A 21,440-nucleotide genomic window follows, 5' to 3' on the forward strand; every position below is an offset into this window, starting at 1 on the left:
CATCCTTCCCTGCAACGCCGCACGGCGCCACAGATCATGTGACACCAGATCGTGCATCAGTCCCCAGCAGTCCCGCTGCTCGTGGAATCGATCGAGTAGTCGCGACCGTTACGGATCTTGCGCTGATTAGGGTTGGCGCGATCTGTACGACCGGTGACTGGGCTGCGGCTGGTGCTAAGTGAGGGTTCGCAGTTGGGTGGCGGCATGACAGAAAAACGATCAGCCGCTGACCACGAAGGCGGGGACGGAAGCGCTGGAGACGCGGACTACGGGTCGATCGGATCAGGCTACTCGCGGTACCGGCAACCCGAGCCAGTCTTCGTCGACGCCATCCACGCGGCCCTCAACGGCGCGCAGACTCTGGTGAATGTCGGTGCTGGCGCTGGCTCATACGAACCGGATCACCTCACGGTGACGGCGGTCGAGCCCAGTGCCGCGATGCGGGCGCAACGACCGGTTGGAGCAGCCCAAGTGGTGGACGCCGTCGCGGAGGATCTGCCGTTCTCCGATCGCACCTTCGACGCTGCATTGGCGTCGTTCACCGTGCACCAGTGGCGTGACCTGCACGGTGGGCTCCGCGAGGTGCGGCGAGTGACCCGCGGGCCGGTGGTGATCCTCACGTGCGACCCTGCCGCGCTCGAGCGTTCTTGGATCAACGACTACGCGCCCGAAGTGATCGCTACAGAAGCCAGCCGCTATCCCACGATCACCGATGTGCGTTCGGGTCTGGGTGGGACGGTCAAGGTCGAGCACCTACCGATTCCTTTAGCGTGCGTCGACGGGTTCTCCGAGGCCTACTATGGCCGCCCGGAAGCGCTCCTCGATCCCGGCGCGCGACGCGCGAACTCGGCGTGGAGCTTCGTGAGCCATAAGACCGAAGACCGTTTCGACAGGGCTCTTCGCGCGGATCTCGCGTCCGGGGCTTGGGATGACCGTTATGGGCATCTACGTACTCAGCCGACGTTCGACGGCTCTCTCCGGCTCGTCGTGGGGCACCGGTGACGGGTAGCTGTCTCCAGCGACAAGGGCGAGTGCTCTGGCCGGTAGCCGCATGGTTCTGGGCACTCCAGTTCGCAGTTCTCAACCCCCTCCTCGCGGTTCTCCTCGTCACTCTCTACGGTGCAACACCGTCACAGGTCGGCTGGGTGCTCGGCCTCTACAACCTCGGTGGTTTCATCGCGTCGCTGGTCATCCCAACATTGGCCGACCGGTCGGGCGACTACCTTCGCCCGCTCGTGTTCTGTGCGCTCGGCGGGGTTGGCCTGGTCGTAGTCCTTGCGGTGACGACGTCGTTGCCGATCGCGGTGATCGCACTGATCGTTCTCGGCGGGCCGACCGGGGTGGGATCGACTCTGCTCTTCGCGCAGCTGCGTCACGAGGGCGCACCGCCCGCTCAGGTCATCCGGACCCGCGCGATCGTCTCGCTCGCCTGGGTGATCGGTCCACCGCTCGCGACCCTGATCGCGGGCGCATCCGGAACACCTGCTGTGCTGCTGCTACTTGCCGGGATCGGCTTGGTCAACGTTGTTACGGCGCTGCTGCTCCTGCGCCGACGCACCCCGAACCCCAGGTATGACGACGCGCCTCGTCCGAGCCTGCTCAAGCAATTGCGCGGATGGTCTCGTTGCGCAGTCGTCACGGCCTTCATCCTCCTGCAGGCGTCGAACATCGCCACCGTCACTGTGGCGACGCTGTTCGTCACTCATGACCTGCACGCCCCGATTGTCTGGGCGGGCGTCGTCCTCGGGGCTGCCGCCTTCATGGAAGTCCCCGGGCTGATGATCATTGGCCGCCTCCACGAGCGAACCCGGGCCCGACGACTCCTTGGTACCGGTTGGGCCGCTGGAGTCCTCTACTACGGGCTCGCTACGCTTGTTCACGAGCCGTGGCAGCTGTTGGCCCTGCAGCCGCTGAACGCCTGGTTCTTCGCCGTGGTTGCAGGCGTCGGCCTGACCGTCTTCCAGGACGTCTTCCCCAACCCGGGACTGGCGTCGGGACTGTTCACGAACACGCGCCGAGTGGGCGCCGTCCTGGCGGGTCTCCTCATCGCTGGGCTCGGGGTCTTTCCTGATCCGTATCGTGCTGTGTATGGGGCCGCGGCCGTCATCGTGTTGCTTGTCGTCTTCGGGAGCGTAGTCGTAGTTGCGCAGGCCCGTACCCGGCGGTGGCTCGATGCGCGCTAGATTCACGTCTATGAATGCCGTTCGGGACCACCGCGTAGCAGTGCTCATCCTCGACGGAGCGAAGGCGCTCGACGTCGGAATCGCGGCGCATGTCTTCGCGAAACGGCCGAGCATGCCCTACGAAGTACGGGTCTGCGGCGAACAGGTCGGCACGGTCGAAGGATGGAACGGACTGGGCTACGCCGTCAGCCACGACCTCGAGGCCCTCGCATGGGCGGACACCGTCCTCGTGCCCGGCTACCGGAACCCGGCCGACACCACCACCCCATCCACGGTGATCGCCGCCCTCCGAGCAGCACACGAACGCGGCACCCGCATCGCGGCCATCTCTACCGGCGCATTCACCCTCGCCGCTGCGGGGCTGCTCGATGGTCACCTCGCAACCACACACTGGCACTACACGCACATCCTCCACGAGCAGTACCCGACGATCGACGTGGATGAGAACGTGCTCTTCGTCGACGCCGGTCAGGTCCTCACCAGCGCCGGCGCCGCCAGCGGTATCGACCTCTGTCTGCACCTCATCAGGCGGGACCACGGCGTCGCGCTCGCGAACCGCGTCGCACGGCGCCTCGTCAGCGCCCCGTACCGCAGCGGCGGCCAAGCGCAGTACGTCCCCCGCAGCATTCCTGAACCCCTCGGCGACGTCTTCGCAGCAACCCGCGCCTGGGCACTCGCCCATCTCCACGGCGACCTCTCACTCACGGCGCTCGCGCGGCAAGCCAACGTCTCACCCCGCACGTTCTCACGACGATTCACCGCCGACACCGGCATCACCCCTATGCAATGGGTGCTCCGCGCCCGCATCGACCATGCCCGCGAACTCCTTGAGCGAACCGACCTCACCGTCACCCAGATCGCCGATGCAAGCGGGTTGCGCTCCGACACGAACCTCCGCCGACACTTCGGATCCATCGTCGGAACCTCGCCGACCGCCTATCGGGCAGCCTTTCAGGAGGGGACTGAATCGCGATTAGGCGTGATCTTCACCTAACCGTGCACCGGTCCCTACAGAATCTTCTGCGTCGCCTTTGCGCGGCTGCCGTCACTCCTCGTCCGGCACAGCACACGTAGCCGCGTCGCTGGCATTGCCCCATCCGGGGCGGTACTCAGATCTACGATCTTTGCTCTGACCAGGGTGGGCCTGGAGGGGATCGAACCCTCGACCCGCGGATTAAAAGTCCGATGCTCTGCCGACTGAGCTACAGGCCCGTGCCCGCCGAGCGGGCCAGCTCATCCTACCGGCGCGGGCTCGCTCTCGTGAACGTCGATCCCGCTCCTCGGAGCCGGATCCGGCTCTCCCGCGGAGCGTCGCCGCGCGGGGAGGGCATAGAGAAATCCGGTCATTGGGCGCAGCCGGATCGCGAGCACGCAGATCGCGAGCGTCACCAGGGCGTAGAGCGCGAACGTGGCCCCGCTCGGCGACAGGTCGACGTTGCGGCAGATGAGTTCGATCACGGGCAGGTGCACGAGGTAGGGGACGATCGAGTTCCGGCCCAGCCGCTCGAGCAGGCGGACGGGACCCGCACGCGGGATCCTCTGTGCGGCCCCGACGGCGCCGAGCACCCCGATCAGCACGACGACCTGGGTGAGGACAGGGATCGCCGGCTCCATGTCGATCCGCGCTGCGTAGCCAGCCCATCCCGCGGCGATCAGCAGCGCGGGGACGAGGACAGCGACCGGGACAGCGCCCGCCGCCAGGGTGCGTCGCAGCGCTGCTCCGGCGAAGAAGAACACTGCGTAGAAGAGGAACTTGTCCGGCCGGTTCCCGGCGACGTCGTACTCGACACCGAACTGCGGCGGCAGGGTCCACCCCGCGACGCTCGCGAGCGCGAGCCACCCGGGATGGATCCACCGTGTCAGCAGGCCCACCGCGTAGTACAGGAACAGCACCAGCAGGAACCACGTGTAGGTCCCGTTGACCCACCACAGCGGGTCCCGGCCGAACTCCCAGCCCATGATCGGCAGCATCATCGCCGACCAGATCAGCCACGGCCACAGCAGTGCCCGGGCTTTCCCGGCCAGGAAGCGGCCGGTCGGCTTCTCGAGCGATCGCGCCAGCAGGAGTCCGGAGGCGAACAGCAGCACCGGCATCCGGAACGGCGCTGTCGCCTCGGACAGCACGACCATCGCGTGCGGCGCGGATCCGTCCCAGATCTGCTGCACCAGCCGCAGGTGGTGCGCGATCACCAGCAGGATCGCCCCGCCTCGCAGCAGGTCCATCCAGTGCTGGCGACCCTGGGGCGCACAGGGCGCGACTCGTCTCATCGCCGTCCAGGGTAGGGGCCGGTCGAATCGTCGAAGACCGTCCTCGGGGCCGCTGCGGCGATCATCTGGCCGCCGCCTGATCCTCTCGTCGGGCGTCCTGGTAGTCGCAGACGTCCTCGTCGACCCACACCTCGACGTTCTTGATCTCGGGCAGGTCCGAAGCCAGGAAGATCGGGTCGAGGCCCTGAGCGCGCTGCGCGTTGTAGTGGCGCAGCAGCTTGAACGCGGTCGGCGCGAGGATCGCGATGACCACGAGGTTGATGAGGGCGATGAACACCATGCTCACACCCGCGATCGTCCAGGCGAGGTCCACGGCGATCACCGAGCCGATGAACACCAGGACGGTCACCGCGGCGCCGAAGGCGAGGTGCCAACCGCGCTTGGAGGTGATGAAGTGCATGTTCGCCTCGCCGTAGGAGAAGTTACCCAGCACGGAGGTGAACGCGAGCAGGAACATGATCGCGGCCAGCAGGATCGCCGCCCAGGCGCCGAGGTTGTCGGAGAGCGACTGCTGCACCATCACCAGGCCCTCGCCGCCGACGGAGATGTCCGGGAAGGCGACCAGCACGATGAACGCGGTGATCGAGCAGATCAGGATCGTGTCGAAGTAGACGCCGAGGGTCTGCACGAGGCCCTGCTTGACCGGGTGGCTCACCGAGGCGGTGGCGGCGACGTTGGGGACCGAGCCCATGCCGGCCTCGTTGGAGAGCATGCCGCGCTGCACACCGTTGACGAGAGCGGCGCCGAAGCCGCCGCCGATGAACGCCTGCGGGCTGAAGGCCTCGGTGACGATCTGGCTGACCACGCGGGGCAGCTCGCCGATGTTCATGCCCACGATGATGATGCCCACCAGCAGGTAGATCGCGGCCATGATCGGCACCATGTTCTGGGCCACGGTGGCCACGCGGCGCATGCCGCCGAAGACGATCACGCCGGTGAGGAGCGCCAGCAGCACCCCGAGCACGATCGGCAGCCACGGCAGGCCCTCGGGATCGGTGTAGACCGCGACAGCGCCGGTGAAGGCGTCGACGATGGTGTTGGCCTGCAGCGAGGTGAAGGCGAAGGCGAAGCAGAAGATGAACAGCACTGCGAAGAACAGGCCGAACTTGCGGCTGCCGAGGCCTCGGGCGATGTAGAACGCCGGGCCGCCCTTGTAGGTGTCGTCGGCCCGGGTCTTCCAGAGCTGGGCGAGCGTCGATTCGATGAAGCTGGCGGCGCCCGTGAGCAGGCACATCACCCACATCCACAGCACCGCGCCCGGGCCGCCGAGGAAGATCGCCCCGGCCACGCCGGAGATGTTCCCGGTGCCCACGCGCGCTGCGGCGGAGATGGAGAACGCCTGGAACGCGCTGAGGGACTTGGTGCGCTGCGTGCGCCCTTCGCCCTTCGCGCCGTCGTCGACCTCCTCCCGCTGCGCCTTCTGCGCGATCGCGCCGAACATGGCGGGGATCATCCGGAACTGGACGCCTTTGGACCGGATCGTGAAGTAGAGGCCCAGCACGATGACCACGGGCATCCCTGCCCAGGTCCAGAGCCAGCCCTCGGCATTTCCGAGGAACTCGTTGAGCGATTCGAGAGGTGTCATGGGCATGACGGTATCGACAGTGGGACGCCCGCCCCGCGACCGACTCGGCTCCGCGTCGACCCCGGCTCCCCTACGTACCCGCGCACGCGCAGCGATGGACCCGCGCACGCGTAGCGATCGTCTCGCCAACCGAACGCGTGACGCACTGCACACGCCGCCACTCCGACCCCCCGGAAGCGCCCCGGCACCACCAGCAAAACCCCAGCTCAGGCTGAATGAAACCGGGTTGTCGGACAATCCGACCGTCGGACCCCCGACGATCACGTTTTCGTTACGACACTCCGAGGCGGACCCCCTGAACCGGGGGCCCGGGTCCACATTCGTCGCGACTCTCGATAGCGTTGGGGACCGTTATGGGCCAGCTGACGACACGATCCGACGACCACCCTTCACCTCGAGGTACGACCCGATCCACTGCCGAGAGCTCCGATCTGGAGATCATCACCCCCGTCCACCGGGACGGCGCCCAGATGTGGCGCGTGGCCCGCGACAGCGGGACGCTGGACCTGAACACCTCCTACGCCTACCTCCTGCTCGCACGGGACTTCGCACAGACCTCCCGCATCGCGATGCTGGACGGCGAGGTCGCCGGCTTCGTGGTCGGCTACCTGCGCCCCACCGATCCGGGATGCCTGTTCATCTGGCAGATCGCCGTCGATGAGTCAGCGCGCGGCCGCCGCGTCGCCGCCCGGATGCTCGACGACCTGCTCACCGGGCTTCCCGGTGTGCGCACCCTCGAGACCACCATCACCGAGGACAACGCCGCGTCCCAGCGGCTGTTCGCCTCCTTCGCCGAGCGCCACGACGCCCAGCACCGCATTGAGCCTCTCTTCGAGGAATCCGACTTCCCCGATACCGGCCACGACGCGGAGCTGCTCCACGTGATCGAAGGCCTCACCCCCGGCTCCTGAGCCGCCACGAACCGCACGACCCGTCGACGCGGGCGCTTCTGCGCGCCCCGACACCCCTGACCACCGACCGCCACCCCGAGGAGACATCATGACGATTGCAGCAGCCAACGCAGCCACCGATCTCGAGTCCGACGTCCGCAGCTATTCGCGCAGCTGGCCCACCACGTTCACGCACGCCAAGGGCTCCACGCTGGTCGACGACGACGGTCGGGAGTACACCGACTTCTTCGCCGGCGCCGGCACCCTGAACTACGGCCACAACCACCCGGAGCTGAAGAAGGTCGTCATCGACCACTTCCTCGAGGACCGCATCGTGCACGGCCTGGACATGTTCACCGACGTGCGTCGCCAGTTCCTCGAGACCTTCAACGAGCTCATCCTCGAGCCCCGCGATCTCGACTACAAGGTCGCCTTCCCCGGCCCGGGCGGCGCCAACGCCGTCGAGGCCGCGCTGAAACTGGCCCGTAAAGTCACCGGCCGCGAGTCGGTCGTGAACTTCACCAACGCCTTCCACGGCATGACCCTCGGCGCGCTGTCCGTCACGGGCAACTCGCTCAAGCGCGGCGGTGCCGGCATCCCGCTGGTCCACGCCACCCCGATGCCGTTCGACGACTACTTCGGCCAGGTCGTCCCGGACTTCATGTACCTCGAGCGTCTGCTCACCGACGGCGGCAGCGGACTGAACAAGCCCGCCGCCGTGATCGTCGAGACGGTCCAGGGCGAGGGCGGCATCAACGCCGCCCGCGCCGAGTGGCTGCGCGGGCTCTCCGAGCTGTGCACCAAGCACGACATCCTGCTGATCATCGACGACATCCAGATGGGCTGCGGCCGCACCGGCGGGTTCTTCAGCTTCGAAGAGGCCGGCATCAAGCCCGACATGATCACCCTGTCGAAGTCCATCAGCGGCTACGGCATGCCCCTCGCCCTCACCCTGCTCAAGCCCGAGCTGGACATCTGGGAGCCCGGCGAGCACAACGGCACCTTCCGCGGCTTCGGCCCCGCCTTCGCCTCCGGCACCAAGGCCTTCGAGCTGTTCTGGAGCGATGACGAGCTGGAGAAGTCCACGATCGCCAAGGGCGCCTACATCGAGGGCCGCTTCAACCAGATCGCCGCCCGCCACGCCGATCAGCACGAGCTGATCGTCAAGGGTCGCGGCCTCGCCCGCGGTCTCCAGCTGCCCACCGGCGAGCTCGCCGGCAAGGTCACCTCGCGCGCCTTCGAGGAGGGCCTGCTGGTGGAGACCTCCGGTCCGTCCGACGAGGTCGTCAAGCTGCTGCCCGCGCTCACGATCCCCGATGACCAGCTCAGCAACGGGCTGGACATCATCGAGAGCGCCGTCGACGAGGCCCTCAGCGCCTGATCCCCCAGTCACGTCGGCCCGTTCCCCTCCCGGGGTGCGGGCCGACGCCCTGAGCGCCTGCTCAGCCGCACGACCACAGACCCTCCACGGAAGGACACCTCCCCCATGCTCGTTCGCACTCTCGCAGAGGTTGAAGACACCGACGCCGACATCAAGTCGGAGAACTGGCGCTCCAAGCGCATCATCCTGGCGAAGGAGGGTGTGGGCTTCTCCGTCCACGAGACCACGCTGTACGCCGGGACCGAGAGCTACTTCTGGTACGCGAACCACATCGAGGCCGTGTTCATCACCCAGGGCGAGGGCACCATCGAGGACCTGGCCACCGGCGAGATCCACGAGCTCGCCCCCGGCAGCCTCTACCTGCTCAACGACCACGACAAGCACATCGTGCGCCCGCGCACCGAGATCAAGTGCGTGTGCGTGTTCAACCCGCCGGTGACCGGCCGCGAGGTGCACGACGAGAACGGCGTATACCCGCTGGTGACCGAGGACGCCTGAGTCCTTGCCGAGGCCGCTCCCCGCGGCCCGGTGATGTCGCGCAGAAGGGGCCCGTGCGGAGCTGATCAGCTCCGGGCGGGCCCCTCTCGCGTGCCGAGGGGTCGTGAAGGTGCGCTCAGCGCGCCCGGAATCCACGGCAGCGCGTGCGGTCGACCGCGGCGGCCCCGCGCATCCCACTGGTCACGTCGATACCGCTGACGCCGTGGCTACCGATCAACCCGCCGATCACGGGGTCACCCCGAACTCACCGAGCCCGCGGTGCTCCCCGAGCCGCTCCCCCGGGTCGCGCTCGACCCGGGCACCGGATGGCTCACTCCCGCACCTCCCGCTTCCGCAGCACCAGCAGCAGCACACCGAGGCCGAGGAGCACGAGGCCGAGGAACCCACCGCCCAGGCCGAGCAGGATGCCGCCGACGGCGCCGAAGATGCCGACGAGGGAGACGGGCGGACCCACCGCGACTGGGGTGCCCGCGCAGTCCACGCGGTACACGCCGGCTTCGTGCGCGGTGACCGAGTCGAAGGACTGCCACTGCTCGCCGTCCACCGTGGTCGCGCTGGTCTGGATGGTGCCCTCGCCGACGGCTCCCTCGGACGGTCCCGTGATCCGGCAGCTGGGATCCGAGGTACCCGCCTCCTTGTAGAGCTGCAGCACGTCCCCCTCCTCGGCGGCGACGCCGCCGCTGCCGCTGTCGAACACCTCGATGGTCTTGATCCCGCCGGACGTGGTGCTGATGCCGATCACCGCGAGGGTGATGCCGATGGCCAGGGAGAGCACGAGGACGACGCTGCCGATGATCATCAGGATCGTCGGGGCCTTGCCCGTCCCCCGGGGCCGCGGGCCGGGAGCCGGGGCCTGTCCTTGCTGCACACCCGGCCGCGGGTCCTGGTAGGGGCCTGACTGCCCCGACTGCGGGCCCTGCTGCGGGCCGGGTGAAGAGTGCGGAACGGTCACGGGGTCCTCCAGAGCGGATCATGTCGATGCCTCGATACAGCCACAGCCACAGCCACAGCCACAGCCACAGCCACAGCCACAGCCACATTATCGCCCCGGAGCGGCGACCAGCCTTAGACTCCAAACCATGTCCGCTCCCCTCGTCCTCGCTGCCGATGTCGAGACGGAACTGGTCGAGAAGCGGTCACGCTTCCTGACCCGCCTGCATCGGGTGAGCGCGGTCGACGAGGTCGACGCCCTGGTCCGAGCGGCTCGGCGCGAGCATCCCGATGCCCGTCACCACTGCACCGCGCTCGTCATCGGCGAGACGGCCGAGCATGCCGAGGTGAATCGCTCGAGCGATGACGGCGAGCCGTCCGGGACCGCCGGGATGCCGATGCTGCAGTCGCTGCTGCACGCCGGCCTCGTCGACACCCTCGCGATCGTCATCCGCTACTTCGGCGGGGTGAAGCTGGGGGCCGGAGGCCTGGTGCGTGCCTATACCGCCGGCGTCGAGCAGGCGGTCGCGGCGGCGACGGTGCTGCGCCGCACCGAGCTGGTCGTCGCCGAGCTCGAGGTCTCGCTCGCCGAGATCGGCATCGCGGAGAACGCGGTGCGGATCTGGGCCGCTGCCCACGGAGGACAGGTGGAGCCGACGACCTACTCCTCCCGGGCCGCGACCTTGACGGTGCTGGTCGACCCCGAGCAGGTCGAGGACCTCGCTGCGGACACCGCCCGTTGGTCCTCCGGGCGGGTCGCGGTGCACGAAGCCGGCCGCCGGATCGCGGACCGTCCCCTCTGACGGCCACCGGGCGCACGACGACGGCGCCGCCCCGGAGAACCGGGACGACGCCGTGGCGTCACGACCGCGAACGGTCGTGGAGCATGTCAGTTCACACGCGGTTCTTGGTCGCGAGGCCGTAGATGACCATGACGATCAGCGCGCCGACGACGGCGAGCACGATGGTCCCGATGCTCCACGGGTTGCTCATGATGCCGCTGACGCCGGACCCACCGAGGAGTCCGCCGATGAAGCCGCCGACGATCGCGCCGATGACACCGAGCACGATCGTCAGGCCGAGGCCCATGGCCTGCTTGCCGGGCATGAGCGCCCGGGCGATGAGGCCGATGATGCCGCCGATGATGATCCAGGAAATGATTGCGCCGATGAGTCCCATGGTCACAGTCCGTTCTACGAGGGGAAGAGAAAGGATGTTGCACCCGCCATTGTGCTCCAGGAGTTCCCAGATGTCCGGGATGCGATTGTTTATGCAGGTCAGACGTTTGACCGCACGGTTAGACGAGACCTGCAGCACGAACTGAGACGGTCATCGGCGCGATCTGCGGAGCTCCCTTACCCCTCAGTCCCGGACGACGAACGACGGCGCCGGACGATATCGTCCGGCGCCGTCGGCGTCGCGCGGGGAGCGGTCGTGACCGGATCCCGGAGGCATCAGCCCCGTGGACTCAGAAGTCCCAGTCGTCGTCCTCGGTCTCGACGGCCTTGCCCATGACGTAGCTCGACCCGGAGCCCGAGAAGAAGTCGTGGTTCTCGTCGGCGTTCGGCGAGAGCGAGGCGAGGATCGCCGGGTTGACCTCGACCTGGTCCTGCGGGAACAGGCCGTCGTAGCCCAGGTTCATCAGCGCCTTGTTGGCGTTGTAGCGCAGGAAGGTCTTGACCTCCTCGGTCCAGCCCACCGGATCGTAGAGATCCTCGGTGTACTCCTCCTCGTTCTCGTACAGCTCCATGAGCAGCGAGTAGGTGTAGTCCTTGAGCTCTTCCTGGCGCGCCGGGCTGGCCTTCTCCACGGCCTTCTGGAACTTGTAGCCGATGTAGTAGCCGTGCACCGCCTCGTCACGGATGATCAGGCGGATGATGTCCGCCGTATTCGTGAGCTCGCCGCGGCTGGAGTAGTGCATCGGCAGGTAGAAGCCGGAGTAGAACAGGAACGACTCGAGCAGCGTGGAGGCGACCTTGCGCTTCTCCGGATCATCGCCCGTGTAGTAGTCCATGACGATCCTCGCCTTCTTCTGCAGCGGCTCGTTGAACTCGCTCCAGCGGAAGGCCTCGTCGATCTGCTTGGTGTTCGCCAGCGTGGAGAAGATCTGGCTGTAGGACTTCGCGTGCACCGACTCCATGAAGGCGATGTTGGTGTACACGGCCTCCTCATGCTGGGTGATCGCGTCCGGGATGAGCGAGACAGCGCCCACGGTGCCCTGCACCGTGTCCAGCAGGGTGAGCCCGGTGAACACACGCATCACCAGGTTCTGCTCCTGCTCGGTCAGCCGGTTCCACGACTGGACGTCGTTGGACAGCGGGACCTTCTCCGGCAGCCAGAAGTTGCCGGTGAGGCGGTCCCATACCTCCTGGTCCTTCGGATCCGGGATCCGGTTCCAGTTGATCGCCTGGACCGTCGTCTTCAGGTGGTCGTTCACCGCAGCCTCACTGTCGCAAAGAATCGGGGGTATAGCTCCCCGCCAGTCTAGGCAGTGGCGACCCCGGAAGGGCCCACCCCGCTCACCCCGCGCGGGTGTCTCTGGACACCACGTCCGCCCACACTCCCCCGCGTGCCCGCGACCTGCACGGGGGCCGAGGAGCGGTGCTCCTCCGGACCGATTTCGGTGCCCCGCGGCCCACCCCGGCGCGTCGCGGGCGAGTCCCGGCACCCAGAACGGACCCGCCCGTCGCTGAGAGCTGTCACGGCGATCCGTGACAGTCACCCGACTTTCGTCGCGCGACAAGCTTCCGGTGCAGCACTAGGTTCGGAGGACGACGCGGCGCCCCGTCAGCGAGCAGCGCTGGGCATCCGGGCGCGCCGTCGCAGAGGAAGGCCCCGACGTGACCGCCGTGCCCACCCCGGCCACCGACCCGCCCCCGACCGCTCCGCGGGTCGCCCCGCGCCGCTCCCTGGCACCGGACATCGCCCGTGGCCTCATGCTCGCGCTGATCGCGATCGCGAACGTCTCCTGGTACCTCTGGGGTCACGAGGGATCCGTGGGGACGACCCCGCACGTCCCCGCTCAGAGCTCCGTCGACTGGGCTGTGCAGGTCCTCATGACGGTCGCGGTCGACCACCGGGCGATGCCCCTGTTCGCGTTCCTCTTCGGTTACGGGATGGTGCAGTTCTACCGCTCTCGTCTCGATCGCGGCATGGCACCTCGCATCGTGCGCGTGATGATGCGCCGACGCCACTGGGCGATGCTGCTGCTGGGGCTGCTGCACGCCGCTCTGCTGTTCTACGGCGACATCCTGGGGGCGTACGCCGTCGCCGGACTGCTGCTGGTGTGGATCTTCTTCGGCCGACGAACACGCACCCTGATGATCTGGATCGGCGTGCTCATCGCGCTGATGGTCCTGTTCGCCCTGTTCAGCATCGTCAGCGCGATCTCGCTGGTCTACTTCGCACCGCCCGAGGTCATCGCCTCCATGGAGTCCGGATCCTTCGGGATGGGACTCGTGCGGGACTACGCCTACGGGCAGCCGTACCTGGTCTCGATCCTCGCTCGCCTGGCGGTCTGGGCCATGGGACTCCTGCCGGGCGCGCTGCTCCTGACCCCGCTGGCCGTCCTGCTGGGATGGGTCGCCGCTCGCCACCGCGTGCTGGACGAACCCTGGCGGCACACACACCTGCTCACGCGGACGGCGATCGTCGGCATCACTATCGGCTGGCTCGGCGGAGTGCCCGACGCCCTCCTCATCACGGGTGCCATCGGTCTGCCGGAGTCGGTGGGCTGGGCCTTCAGCGGTCTGAACTCCCTGGCCGGCGTGGCCTGCGGCGTCGGCTATGCGGCGGCATTCGGTCTGCTCGCAGCGCACGCCGAGGGGCGTGTCCGGAGCACCGCCACCACGGAGCCGACCGCGGGCCCGGACCAGGCCGCCGCCCCCACGGACAGAGCGTCACGGAAGGTACGACGTCGAGAAGCAGCGGCTGCCGAGGCCGCGCTGACACCGGCCCAGCGGGCCTACGGCGCGTCGGCCTCCGCAGTGGTCACGACGACCGCCGCTGAGCCGCGTGCGCTGACTCGCGCGCTGAGCGCCGTCGGGCAGCGCTCGCTGACCTTCTACCTGTTCCAGTCCCTGATGCTGGCGCCGCTGATGGCGGAATGGGGGCTGGGACTGGGCGTGCGCCTGAGCACCGCGTCGGCCGTGGGGATCGCGATCGGCGTCTGGCTGATCTCCCTGCCCATCGCGGCCTGGATGGATGCACAGAAGCTGCGCGGCCCGGCGGAGCTGCTGCTGCGGCGACTGACCTACGGCCGGCACGATCCGCAGGCAGCCGGGCGGAGCTGACGCCATCCGGGACGCCGGCCAGCGGCCCCAGGAGCCCAGGAGCCCAGGAGCCCAGGAGCCCAGGAGCCCAGGAGCCCAGGACGAATGGTCAGCGGTGTGCGGCGCCGAGGCTCTCCGGCACAAGGTCCGATGCGGGCGCCTGCTCGCGCCCCGTCGGGCCGTCCGCGTCGTCGGCGTTGTCGCCGTTGTCGCTCCACTCGTCCTGCGAGATGCGCAGGGCGTCCTCGATGGCGAGCAGGTTCCGGCCACGGGTCTCGGGGACCAGGAACGTCGCGCCGACGGTGATCGAGGCGAGGGTGCCCATGTAGACGGCGAGCACGATCCAGTTCCCACCCGTCCAGGCGAGCAGGGCCGCGCCGAGCACGCCAGCCAGACCGCCGGCGAGGACGGCGGAGATCTCTCGGGCCATGGCGACGCCGAGGTAGCGGTGACGGGCGCCGAACAGCTCCGGCAGCATCGCGCACTGCGGGCCGAGCATGGTGTTCACGGCGATGCCGATCCCGATGGCGATGATGGCGACGGCGACCAGCTCGCCGCCGACGGACAGCAGGTACCAGGCCGGGAAGGTGTAGGCCAGCATGAACACCGCACCTGCCCGGTAGACGGGCACGCGGCCGAAGCGGTCCGAGAGATGACCGCTGAGCGGCACGGTGATCATCCCGATGAGCGAGCCGAGGGTGACGCCCCAGGTGACGATCCCGCGGTCCAGGCCGATCGCGGCGGAGGTGACGAAGGCGAGCGCGAGCGACTGGAACATGTAGCTGCCGCCGTTCTCGGCCATGCGCAGCCCGATGCCCACCACCACGCCGGCGCGGCCGCGGGTGAAGATCTCCCGCAGCGGACGCTCGCTGACCTGCTCGTGCTTCTCCAGCTCCACGAAGGTGGGGGTCTCGCGCAGGTGAGAGCGGATCAGCAGAGCCACGAGGATCAGCACCGACGAGGCGAGGAACGGCAGGCGCCAGCCCCAGGAGAGGAACGCCGCCTCCGGCATGAGGGTGAGCAGCGAGAACACGAGCGCTGCGAGCAGGGTGCCGCCCTGGATCCCGATGAACGGCAGCGCGGAGAAGAAGCCGCGGCGGCGCACCGGGGCGTACTCGGCCATCAGCACGGTGGCACCGGCCTGCTCGGCGCCCGCCCCCAGTCCCTGCAGCAGACGCAGGATGACCAGCAGGATCGGGGCGAGGTAGCCGGCCTGGTGGAAGGTGGGCAGCACGCCGATGAGGGTGGAGGCGCCGCCCATGAGCAGCACGGTCACCACGAGGACCCACTTGCGGCCCACCCGGTCCCCGAGGGAGCCGAAGAGGAACCCTCCGAAGGGGCGTGCGACGAAGCCGACGCCGTAGATCCCGAACGCTGCGACGGTGTTCATCGCCGGATCGCCCTCGGGGAAGAAGAGGGTGTTGAAGACCAGCGCGGTCATCAGGCCGTACATCGCGAAGTCGAAGTACTCCATCGCGCTGCCGATGCTCGAGGAGAGCGTGGCACGACGGAGGTTGTCGGCGTATTCCTTGTCGGACAGGTGCTGTGCGCCCGCCGGTCGGGGGCTGCTCGTCGTCGAGGTCATGGCATCTCCTTCGATGCGACGGTTGTGTGCCGGGCCGCAGCGAGGGCCGCGGGGCGTCGCCCACTGTACTCGTTTGCGAACGCAGTGCAACCAGTTGAACACTGGGCGGGTCGCGGGCGCTCACCGCGTGCGAGGACGCGGCGATCTCGGGGGCGACCGGGCCCACGCAGAGGCGGCAGCCCCGAGGCGCCGGGGCCGCGGGACGCGGTGATCGCAGGGCCGTGATCGGGCGGAAACGATCAGTCGGGTCGGCGCGACAACGGGTTGGTGAGCCGTTCTGCGGCCGCCAGGAGCGCCGTGCCGATCGCGGCGACCGTCTCGTCGTCGGCCTCGGAGGCGCCCAGGGCGACGCCGAGGGCCATGCGCGGATCCCCGGGCTGCCATGGATCCAGCGGCACCGCGACGCCGTGGACTCCGGCGAAGGACTCGCCGCGATCGATCGCGTAGCCGCGTTCACGGCCCTCCAGGACCTTCGCGCGGACCTGCGCGGACGTCGTCACGGAACGCTCGGTCTTCGGCGTGAAGGATGATGCGGTGAGCGTGGAGTCGAGCTCGCCCTCCCCCATCGCGAGCAGCATCGCGTTGCCCACGGCGCAGTAGATCAGCGGCAGCCGGGAGCCGAGCGGCGTGCCCAGCCGTTCTGCGCGACCCTCGTGGCGCGCGAGGTAGATCGCATCGGGAGCATCGAGCATGGCGATCTGCACGACCTGGTCGCGCAGCAGCGGGTCCGACTCGACGACGGCGAAGAACTCGCGCACCTGGTTGAACTGTGCGGCGAAGGCCGCACCGATCTCTGCCGTGCGCAGACCCAGGCGGTACCCGTTCTCCGCCCTCTGGATCATTCCCTCGTGCTCGAGGGCCTGGCAGATGTTCGATGCCGAGGACTTGGCGATCCCGATGTCCCGCGCGATCTCGGAGAGCGTGAGGGGAGCGCCGGCCGTTTCGAGGGCGCGCAGGATCCCCATCGCTCGGGACACCGCGGGCGATGGGTCTCGGGTCTCAGGGCTGGTCACGGTAGGTCCCTCCTTCGGAAGCATGGGCTGCCCGCAGCGGGCCAGGGCGCGCCGGGCTGCCCCTGAGCGGTCCCGGAAGCGTCCGGGTCGCCCGTGCACCGCGCAGTCGTGCGGCTGTGCGCTCGTACGGTCCTGCAGTCGTGCGGCTGTGCGGTCGTACGGTCCTGCAGTCGTGCGGCTGTGCGGTCGTGCAGTCATGAGGCTGCGCGGTGATGCGGTGATGCGGTGATGCGGTGATGGTCAGTAGAACTCGACGGTATCCACCACATTGCGGAGCTCACCGCCATCGAGGAAGCGGCCCAGGTTGTCGACGAAGAGCCGTACGATCCGCTCCTCCTCGCGGGAGGACAGCGCGGCGGTGTGAGGGCTGACCAGGACACGAGGATGATCCCACAGCGGGCTCGTCGTCGGCAGCGGCTCGGTCGCGAAGACGTCCAGCGCGGCGAAGCCGACCTGACCGCTCGTCAGCGCGTCCACCAGGGCCGGCTCATCGATCACGGTGCCGCGCCCGACGTTCACGACGATCACCCCGGACTTCGCGGCGGCGAGCACGTCGGCGCCGACGAGCCCGTCGGTCGCGGCCGTGCCGGGAAGGGTCACCACGATCGCATCCGCCCGAGCCGCGGCGAGGGCGAGCTCGTCAGCGGGGATGAGCTCGTCCACGCCCTCGACGGGCGTTCCGCTGCGGGTGGTGCCGAGCACGTGGGCGCCGGCGGCGGAGAACAGCGCGGCGCAGGCGGCACCGATGCCGCCGAGGCCCACGACGAGCACGGTCATCTCGTCGAGATGCCGCATCTCCCAGCGGTCGCTCCACTCGTGCTCCCGCTGCTGGGCGGTGAGTTGCGGGAGGGTCTTGGCGCCGGCAAGAACTCCGAAGAGGGCGAATTCGGCGAGCGGGCGGCCATGGACCCCGGCGGTGGTGGTGACCGTGATCCGCTTCAGCGCGGCCGCATCGAGGCCGGCGGCCTTCACCTGCGAGCCGCCCCCTGCGGCCATGGCCTGCACCCAGCGCAGACGGGGATTGGCGTCGGCGGTGCGACGCAGGGCCGACGGGTCGACGTCGGGCAGGGAGAACAGGACGTCAGCGGAATCGACCATGTCGTCGTAGGCCGCCTGCTCCTCGGGGCCGCGCACGTGCTCGGGGTCGCCGGCCCAGTCCGCGGGGCCACGGCGGGGGCGGTAGAGACGATGGTCGCGGATCACGTCGACGCGCGGCTCGGCCTCCTCGATCGTCCGACAGAGCTCCTCGGGCAGGTCCACGGCGATGACGACGCGGGGCCGTCCGCCTGCCTCCCCGGAGCCTTCGACGGAAACGGGACGTGCGGTCTGGGGGATGGCAGGTCGTGTCGTGGACATGCGAGCTCCTTCGCTCCGGTGGGCTGTCGGCACCACCATACCCAGTGGATCCAACCTGCTGAACTGCGTCCGACACTTTGGTCTGGGCAGTCGAGGCAATGGGGGCGGGGACGAACGCGACGACAGCGACGGCGACGGCGACGGCGACGGCGAGCATTCCAAGCGGCACCCGCAACGACGACGAGGGCGGGCATCCNNGGATGCCCGCCCTCGTCGTCGGGTCAGAGACTCACAGCATGCAGCTGACGCAGCCCTCGACCTCGGTGCCCTCGATCGCCATCTGGCGAAGGCGGATGTAGTAGAGCGTCTTGATGCCCTTGCGCCATGCGTAGATCTGCGCCTTGTTGATGTCGCGCGTGGTGGCGGTGTCCGGGAAGAACAGCGTCAGCGACAGGCCCTGGTCCACGTGCTGCGTGGCCTCGGCGTAGGTGTCGACGATCTTCTCGTAGCCGATCTCGTACGCATCCTCGTAGTACTCGAGGTTGTCGTCGGTCATGTACGGCGCGGGGTAGTACACCCGGCCGATCTTGCCTTCCTTGCGGATCTCGATCTTGGAGACGATCGGGTGGATCGAGCTCGTCGAGTGGTTGATGTACGAGATCGACCCGGTCGGCGGCACGGCCTGCAGGTACGCGTTGTACATGCCGTGGGCCCGGACCTCCTCGCGCAGCTGCTTCCAGTCCTCCTGGGTGGGCAGGTGCACGCTGGAGCTCTCGAACAGGCCGCGGACCTTGTCGGTGCGGGGCTCCCAGACCTTGTCGATGTACTTGTCGAAGTACTCACCGGTGCCGTAGGCGGAGTTCTCGAAGTCGTGGAAGACCTCGCCGCGCTCCTTGGCGATCTTGTTCGACGCCTTGATGGCGTTGAACGTCACCGCGTAGAAGTACATGTTCGTGAAGTCCAGGCCCTCGTCGGAGCCGTAGAAGATGGACTCGCGGGCGAGGTAGCCGTGGAGGTTCATCTGGCCCAGACCGATGGCATGCGACTTGCGGTTGCCCTCGGCGATCGTCGGCACGGACTCGATGTCCGAGTGGTCCGACACAGAGGTCAGGCCACGGATCGCGGTCTCGATGGTGAGCCCGAAGTCCTCGGAGTCCATCGCCTTGGCGATGTTCATCGAGCCGAGGTTGCAGGAGATGTCGCGGCCCAGCTCGTCGTACGTGAGGTCCACGTTCATCGACGAGGGGGTCGAGACCTGCAGGATCTCGGAGCACAGGTTCGAGTGGGTGACCTTGCCGGGGATCGGGTTGGCCCGGTTCACCGTGTCCTCGAACATGATGTACGGGTAGCCGGACTCGAACTGGATCTCGGCGAGGATCTGGAAGAAGTCGCGCGCCTTGATCTTCTTCTTGGAGATCCGGGGGTTGTCGACCATCTCGTGGTACGTGTCCGAGACGTTGACCTCGGCGAAGGGCTTGCCGTACTCGCGCTCCACGTCGTACGGGGAGAACAGGTACATCGGCTCGTTCTTCTTGGCGAGCTCGAAGGTGATGTCGGGGATGACCACACCGAGCGAGAGCGTCTTGATGCGGATCTTCTCATCCGCGTTCTCGCGCTTGGTGTCGAGGAACCGCAGGATGTCCGGGTGGTGGGCGTTGAGGTACACCGCGCCCGCGCCCTGACGTGCACCGAGCTGGTTCGCGTAGGAGAAGGAGTCCTCGAGCAGCTTCATGACGGGGATGACGCCGCTGGACTGGTTCTCGATGTGCTTGATCGGCGCACCGTACTCACGCAGGTTCGACAGCAGCAGCGCGACGCCGCCGCCGCGCTTGGACAGCTGCAGCGCGGAGTTGATGGAGCGACCGATGGACTCCATGTTGTCCTCGATGCGCAGCAGGAAGCAGGAGACGAGCTCTCCGCGCTGAGCCTTGCCGGCGTTGAGGAAGGTGGGCGTGGCCGGCTGGAAGCGGCCGTCCAGGATCTCCTCGACGAGGTTGCGGGCGAGCTGCTCGTCGCCCTCGGCGAGCGCCAGCGCGACCATCACGACGCGGTCCTCGAAGCGCTCCAGGTACCGCTTGCCGTCGAACGTCTTCAGCGTGTACGAGGTGTAGTACTTGAAGGCGCCGAGGAACGTCGGGAAGCGGAACTTCTTCTCGAAGGCGCGCTCCGACAGCGACTCGATGAAGGAGAAGTCGTACTGCTCGAGCACCTCGGGCTCGTAGTACTTGTTCTCGACCAGGTAGTCGAGCTTCTCGCGCAGCGAGTGGAAGAACACCGTGTTGGGGTTCACGTGCTGCAGGAAGTATTCACGCGCCGCCAGGCGATCCTTGTCGAACTGGATCGAGCCGTCCGCTCCGTAGAGGTTCAGCATCGCGTTGAGGGCGTGGTAGTCGAGCTGCTTGTTGTGCTCGACCGGGGGCATCTCGGTCAGGGTCGCCAAAACTCTTCCAATCCGTCGTGCACCCGCTGCACATCGCGGGGGGTGCCGAACAGCTCGAACTTGTACATGTGCGGGACGCGGCACTTGGCGGAGATGATGTCTCCTGCCAAGCAGAACGCCTCCCCGAAGTTGGTGTTCCCCGCTCCGATCACGCCCCGGATGTTCATCCGATTGCGTTCGTCATTGAGGAACTTGATGACCTGCTTGGGCACGGCACCGCGGCCGTTGCCCCCGCCATAGGTCGGAACCACCAGAACGAACTCCTCGTCGGTGACGAGGTGCTCCTCCCGGGGATACAGAGGGATGCGCGAGGCCGGCATCCCCAGCTTCTCGACGAAGCGGTGGGTGTTGCCCGAGACCGAGGAGAAGTAGACGAGCTTCGTCACGCCGATACGTCCCTGGAACTCCGGCAGCAGATCAGATCGCGGTCGCGCTGCGCTCAGCGCCGGCGGTGGCCACGACGGCCTTGATCTTGTCGGGGCGGAAGCCGGACCAGTGGTCCTGCTCGGTGATGACGACGGGCGCCTGGACGTAGCCCATCGACTTGATGCGGGCGAGGGCGTCGGCGTCCTCGGTGATGTCGACGACGTCGTAGGCCACGCCCGCCTTGTTGAGTGCACGCTTGGTCGCGTCGCACTGCACGCAGAGGGGCTTGGAGTACACGGTGATGTCCAAGGGAAGGGGCCTTTCTCGAGCGCCGCGCCAGCGGCGCGAAGAGGTGGGTTCATGCAGGTGATGCGGTTGGTCCGAAGACCGTGGTGCCCAGCTTCGGACCACCCCTGCTGCCCCCGTTCCAGGGCTCCTGGACCGGCGGCAGATCCCCGGGAGGACCGGATCGCTGCAACGTCCCCAACACTACACCTAGTGGTGCCTCGACGGAACGACCACAAGATGTACTGACTTACAACACTGTCATCCACAATCGCATGTTGACAGATTGTGGATGGATCGGGAGCAGTGGGGACGACGGACCGGCCCCACGCACGAAACCCGAGGATGCGCCCACCAAGCAGTGTGGACGAGGGCTCCGACAGACGGCATCGACGGTGGACGACGGCTGCTCACGGGAGCCGCGAAGAGGCCGAAAACTGCCCGGACGT

The 21,440-nt window shown here is 67.9% G+C and carries 19 protein-coding genes and 1 tRNA gene; 8 read left to right on the forward strand and 12 right to left on the reverse strand.

Annotation, left to right across the window (positions count from 1 at the left end; all coding sequences use genetic code 11):
* The first annotated feature begins 204 nt into the window (after window positions 1-204).
* The 3 genes from CIK71_RS15510 to CIK71_RS15520 are packed head-to-tail and all read left to right on the forward strand — an operon-like array spanning window position 205 to window position 3,177.
* Complete coding sequence (locus CIK71_RS15510; protein WP_096166613.1) at window positions 205-1,002, forward strand: class I SAM-dependent methyltransferase; 798 nt, start codon at window positions 205-207, stop codon at window positions 1,000-1,002.
* A gap of 29 nt (window positions 1,003-1,031) precedes the next feature.
* The gene (locus CIK71_RS15515; protein WP_176485667.1) at window positions 1,032-2,183 is read left to right on the forward strand and encodes an MFS transporter; all 1,152 of its coding nucleotides are present in this window, start codon (window positions 1,032-1,034) and stop codon (window positions 2,181-2,183) included.
* Between the two features lie 10 nt (window positions 2,184-2,193).
* Window positions 2,194-3,177 (forward strand): GlxA family transcriptional regulator, encoded by a 984-nt coding sequence (locus tag CIK71_RS15520; RefSeq protein ID WP_096166593.1) that lies wholly within the window; start codon window positions 2,194-2,196, stop codon window positions 3,175-3,177.
* Window positions 3,178-3,322: 145 nt separating this feature from the next.
* Here the strand turns inward: CIK71_RS15520 and CIK71_RS15525 are convergent.
* The 3 genes from CIK71_RS15525 to CIK71_RS15535 form a co-directional block, all read right to left on the reverse strand.
* Window positions 3,323-3,395 (reverse strand) — tRNA-Lys (locus CIK71_RS15525).
* Window positions 3,396-3,416: 21 nt separating this feature from the next.
* Window positions 3,417-4,451: an acyltransferase family protein gene (locus CIK71_RS15530; protein WP_096166594.1), complete on the reverse strand. Its 1,035-nt coding sequence runs from the start codon at window positions 4,449-4,451 to the stop codon at window positions 3,417-3,419.
* A 61-nt stretch (window positions 4,452-4,512) separates the two neighbouring features.
* Window positions 4,513-6,036: an alanine/glycine:cation symporter family protein gene (locus CIK71_RS15535; RefSeq protein WP_096166614.1), complete on the reverse strand. Its 1,524-nt coding sequence runs from the start codon at window positions 6,034-6,036 to the stop codon at window positions 4,513-4,515.
* Between the two features lie 470 nt (window positions 6,037-6,506).
* Here CIK71_RS15535 and ectA point away from each other — a divergent pair, with 470 nt between their 5' ends.
* The 3 genes from ectA (at window position 6,507) to CIK71_RS15550 (ending at window position 8,805) form a co-directional block, all read left to right on the forward strand.
* Complete coding sequence (gene ectA, locus CIK71_RS15540) at window positions 6,507-6,947, forward strand: diaminobutyrate acetyltransferase (protein WP_245857672.1); 441 nt, start codon at window positions 6,507-6,509, stop codon at window positions 6,945-6,947.
* A gap of 88 nt (window positions 6,948-7,035) precedes the next feature.
* Window positions 7,036-8,307, forward strand: a complete 1,272-nt coding sequence (gene ectB / locus CIK71_RS15545) for a diaminobutyrate--2-oxoglutarate transaminase (RefSeq protein WP_096166596.1) — start codon at window positions 7,036-7,038, stop codon at window positions 8,305-8,307.
* A 105-nt stretch (window positions 8,308-8,412) separates the two neighbouring features.
* On the forward strand, window positions 8,413-8,805 hold the full coding sequence (locus tag CIK71_RS15550) for an ectoine synthase (RefSeq protein ID WP_096166597.1): 393 nt from the start codon (window positions 8,413-8,415) through the stop codon (window positions 8,803-8,805).
* Window positions 8,806-9,115: 310 nt separating this feature from the next.
* Here the strand turns inward: CIK71_RS15550 and CIK71_RS15555 are convergent, their stop codons facing one another.
* Complete coding sequence (locus CIK71_RS15555; RefSeq protein ID WP_096166598.1) at window positions 9,116-9,604, reverse strand: hypothetical protein; 489 nt, start codon at window positions 9,602-9,604, stop codon at window positions 9,116-9,118.
* Between the two features lie 280 nt (window positions 9,605-9,884).
* Here CIK71_RS15555 and CIK71_RS15560 point away from each other — a divergent pair, with 280 nt between their 5' ends.
* Window positions 9,885-10,538 (forward strand): IMPACT family protein, encoded by a 654-nt coding sequence (locus CIK71_RS15560; RefSeq protein WP_096166599.1) that lies wholly within the window; start codon window positions 9,885-9,887, stop codon window positions 10,536-10,538.
* A gap of 91 nt (window positions 10,539-10,629) precedes the next feature.
* Here the strand turns inward: CIK71_RS15560 and CIK71_RS15565 are convergent, their stop codons facing one another.
* Window positions 10,630-10,914, reverse strand: coding sequence for a GlsB/YeaQ/YmgE family stress response membrane protein (locus tag CIK71_RS15565; protein ID WP_096166600.1), 285 nt, complete (start codon window positions 10,912-10,914; stop codon window positions 10,630-10,632).
* Between the two features lie 289 nt (window positions 10,915-11,203).
* Window positions 11,204-12,172 (reverse strand): class 1b ribonucleoside-diphosphate reductase subunit beta, encoded by a 969-nt coding sequence (gene nrdF / locus CIK71_RS15570; RefSeq protein ID WP_096166601.1) that lies wholly within the window; start codon window positions 12,170-12,172, stop codon window positions 11,204-11,206.
* Window positions 12,173-12,575: 403 nt separating this feature from the next.
* Between nrdF and CIK71_RS15575 the strand changes: the two genes are divergently transcribed.
* The gene (locus CIK71_RS15575) at window positions 12,576-14,027 is read left to right on the forward strand and encodes a DUF418 domain-containing protein (RefSeq protein ID WP_176485668.1); all 1,452 of its coding nucleotides are present in this window, start codon (window positions 12,576-12,578) and stop codon (window positions 14,025-14,027) included.
* A gap of 88 nt (window positions 14,028-14,115) precedes the next feature.
* Here CIK71_RS15575 and CIK71_RS15580 read toward each other — a convergent pair whose 3' ends face one another.
* The 6 genes from CIK71_RS15580 to nrdH all read right to left on the reverse strand — a co-directional run bounded on the left by CIK71_RS15580 (window position 14,116) and on the right by nrdH (window position 21,015).
* On the reverse strand, window positions 14,116-15,591 hold the full coding sequence (locus tag CIK71_RS15580) for an MFS transporter (RefSeq protein WP_096166602.1): 1,476 nt from the start codon (window positions 15,589-15,591) through the stop codon (window positions 14,116-14,118).
* A 239-nt stretch (window positions 15,592-15,830) separates the two neighbouring features.
* Window positions 15,831-16,604 carry an IclR family transcriptional regulator gene (locus CIK71_RS15585; RefSeq protein WP_241964131.1) on the reverse strand — a complete coding sequence of 258 codons (774 nt, stop codon included), beginning with the start codon at window positions 16,602-16,604 and terminating at the stop codon, window positions 15,831-15,833.
* 240 nt (window positions 16,605-16,844) lie between these two features.
* Complete coding sequence (locus CIK71_RS15590; protein ID WP_096166604.1) at window positions 16,845-17,960, reverse strand: D-2-hydroxyacid dehydrogenase; 1,116 nt, start codon at window positions 17,958-17,960, stop codon at window positions 16,845-16,847.
* A gap of 229 nt (window positions 17,961-18,189) precedes the next feature.
* Complete coding sequence (gene nrdE, locus CIK71_RS15595) at window positions 18,190-20,322, reverse strand: class 1b ribonucleoside-diphosphate reductase subunit alpha (RefSeq protein WP_096166616.1); 2,133 nt, start codon at window positions 20,320-20,322, stop codon at window positions 18,190-18,192.
* 5 nt (window positions 20,323-20,327) lie between these two features.
* Window positions 20,328-20,726, reverse strand: coding sequence for a class Ib ribonucleoside-diphosphate reductase assembly flavoprotein NrdI (gene nrdI, locus CIK71_RS15600; protein WP_096166605.1), 399 nt, complete (start codon window positions 20,724-20,726; stop codon window positions 20,328-20,330).
* 31 nt (window positions 20,727-20,757) lie between these two features.
* Window positions 20,758-21,015 (reverse strand): glutaredoxin-like protein NrdH, encoded by a 258-nt coding sequence (nrdH, locus tag CIK71_RS15605; protein WP_158542007.1) that lies wholly within the window; start codon window positions 21,013-21,015, stop codon window positions 20,758-20,760.
* Window positions 21,016-21,440 lie beyond the last annotated feature (425 nt).

Origin of the sequence: Brachybacterium alimentarium, assembly GCF_002332425.1 — a bacterium.
Classification (GTDB): domain Bacteria; phylum Actinomycetota; class Actinomycetes; order Actinomycetales; family Dermabacteraceae; genus Brachybacterium; species Brachybacterium alimentarium.

What these genes read in the sequence shown, in the direction of transcription:
- CIK71_RS15555 (WP_096166598.1), bottom strand. Translation starts at nt 9,604, where the DNA reads ATGATCATCGGCAGCGTCGTCCTCGTGCTCTCCCTGGCCATCGGCATC.
- ectB (WP_096166596.1), top strand. Translation starts at nt 7,036, where the DNA reads ATGACGATTGCAGCAGCCAACGCAGCCACCGATCTCGAGTCCGACGTC.
- CIK71_RS15550 (WP_096166597.1), top strand. Translation starts at nt 8,413, where the DNA reads ATGCTCGTTCGCACTCTCGCAGAGGTTGAAGACACCGACGCCGACATC.
- CIK71_RS15530 (WP_096166594.1), bottom strand. Translation starts at nt 4,451, where the DNA reads ATGAGACGAGTCGCGCCCTGTGCGCCCCAGGGTCGCCAGCACTGGATG.
- CIK71_RS15590 (WP_096166604.1), bottom strand. Translation starts at nt 17,960, where the DNA reads ATGTCCACGACACGACCTGCCATCCCCCAGACCGCACGTCCCGTTTCC.
- CIK71_RS15510 (WP_096166613.1), top strand. Translation starts at nt 205, where the DNA reads ATGACAGAAAAACGATCAGCCGCTGACCACGAAGGCGGGGACGGAAGC.
- CIK71_RS15580 (WP_096166602.1), bottom strand. Translation starts at nt 15,591, where the DNA reads ATGACCTCGACGACGAGCAGCCCCCGACCGGCGGGCGCACAGCACCTG.
- nrdE (WP_096166616.1), bottom strand. Translation starts at nt 20,322, where the DNA reads ATGCCCCCGGTCGAGCACAACAAGCAGCTCGACTACCACGCCCTCAAC.
- CIK71_RS15560 (WP_096166599.1), top strand. Translation starts at nt 9,885, where the DNA reads ATGTCCGCTCCCCTCGTCCTCGCTGCCGATGTCGAGACGGAACTGGTC.
- CIK71_RS15520 (WP_096166593.1), top strand. Translation starts at nt 2,194, where the DNA reads ATGAATGCCGTTCGGGACCACCGCGTAGCAGTGCTCATCCTCGACGGA.
- CIK71_RS15535 (WP_096166614.1), bottom strand. Translation starts at nt 6,036, where the DNA reads ATGACACCTCTCGAATCGCTCAACGAGTTCCTCGGAAATGCCGAGGGC.
- CIK71_RS15565 (WP_096166600.1), bottom strand. Translation starts at nt 10,914, where the DNA reads ATGGGACTCATCGGCGCAATCATTTCCTGGATCATCATCGGCGGCATC.
- ectA (WP_245857672.1), top strand. Translation starts at nt 6,507, where the DNA reads ATGTGGCGCGTGGCCCGCGACAGCGGGACGCTGGACCTGAACACCTCC.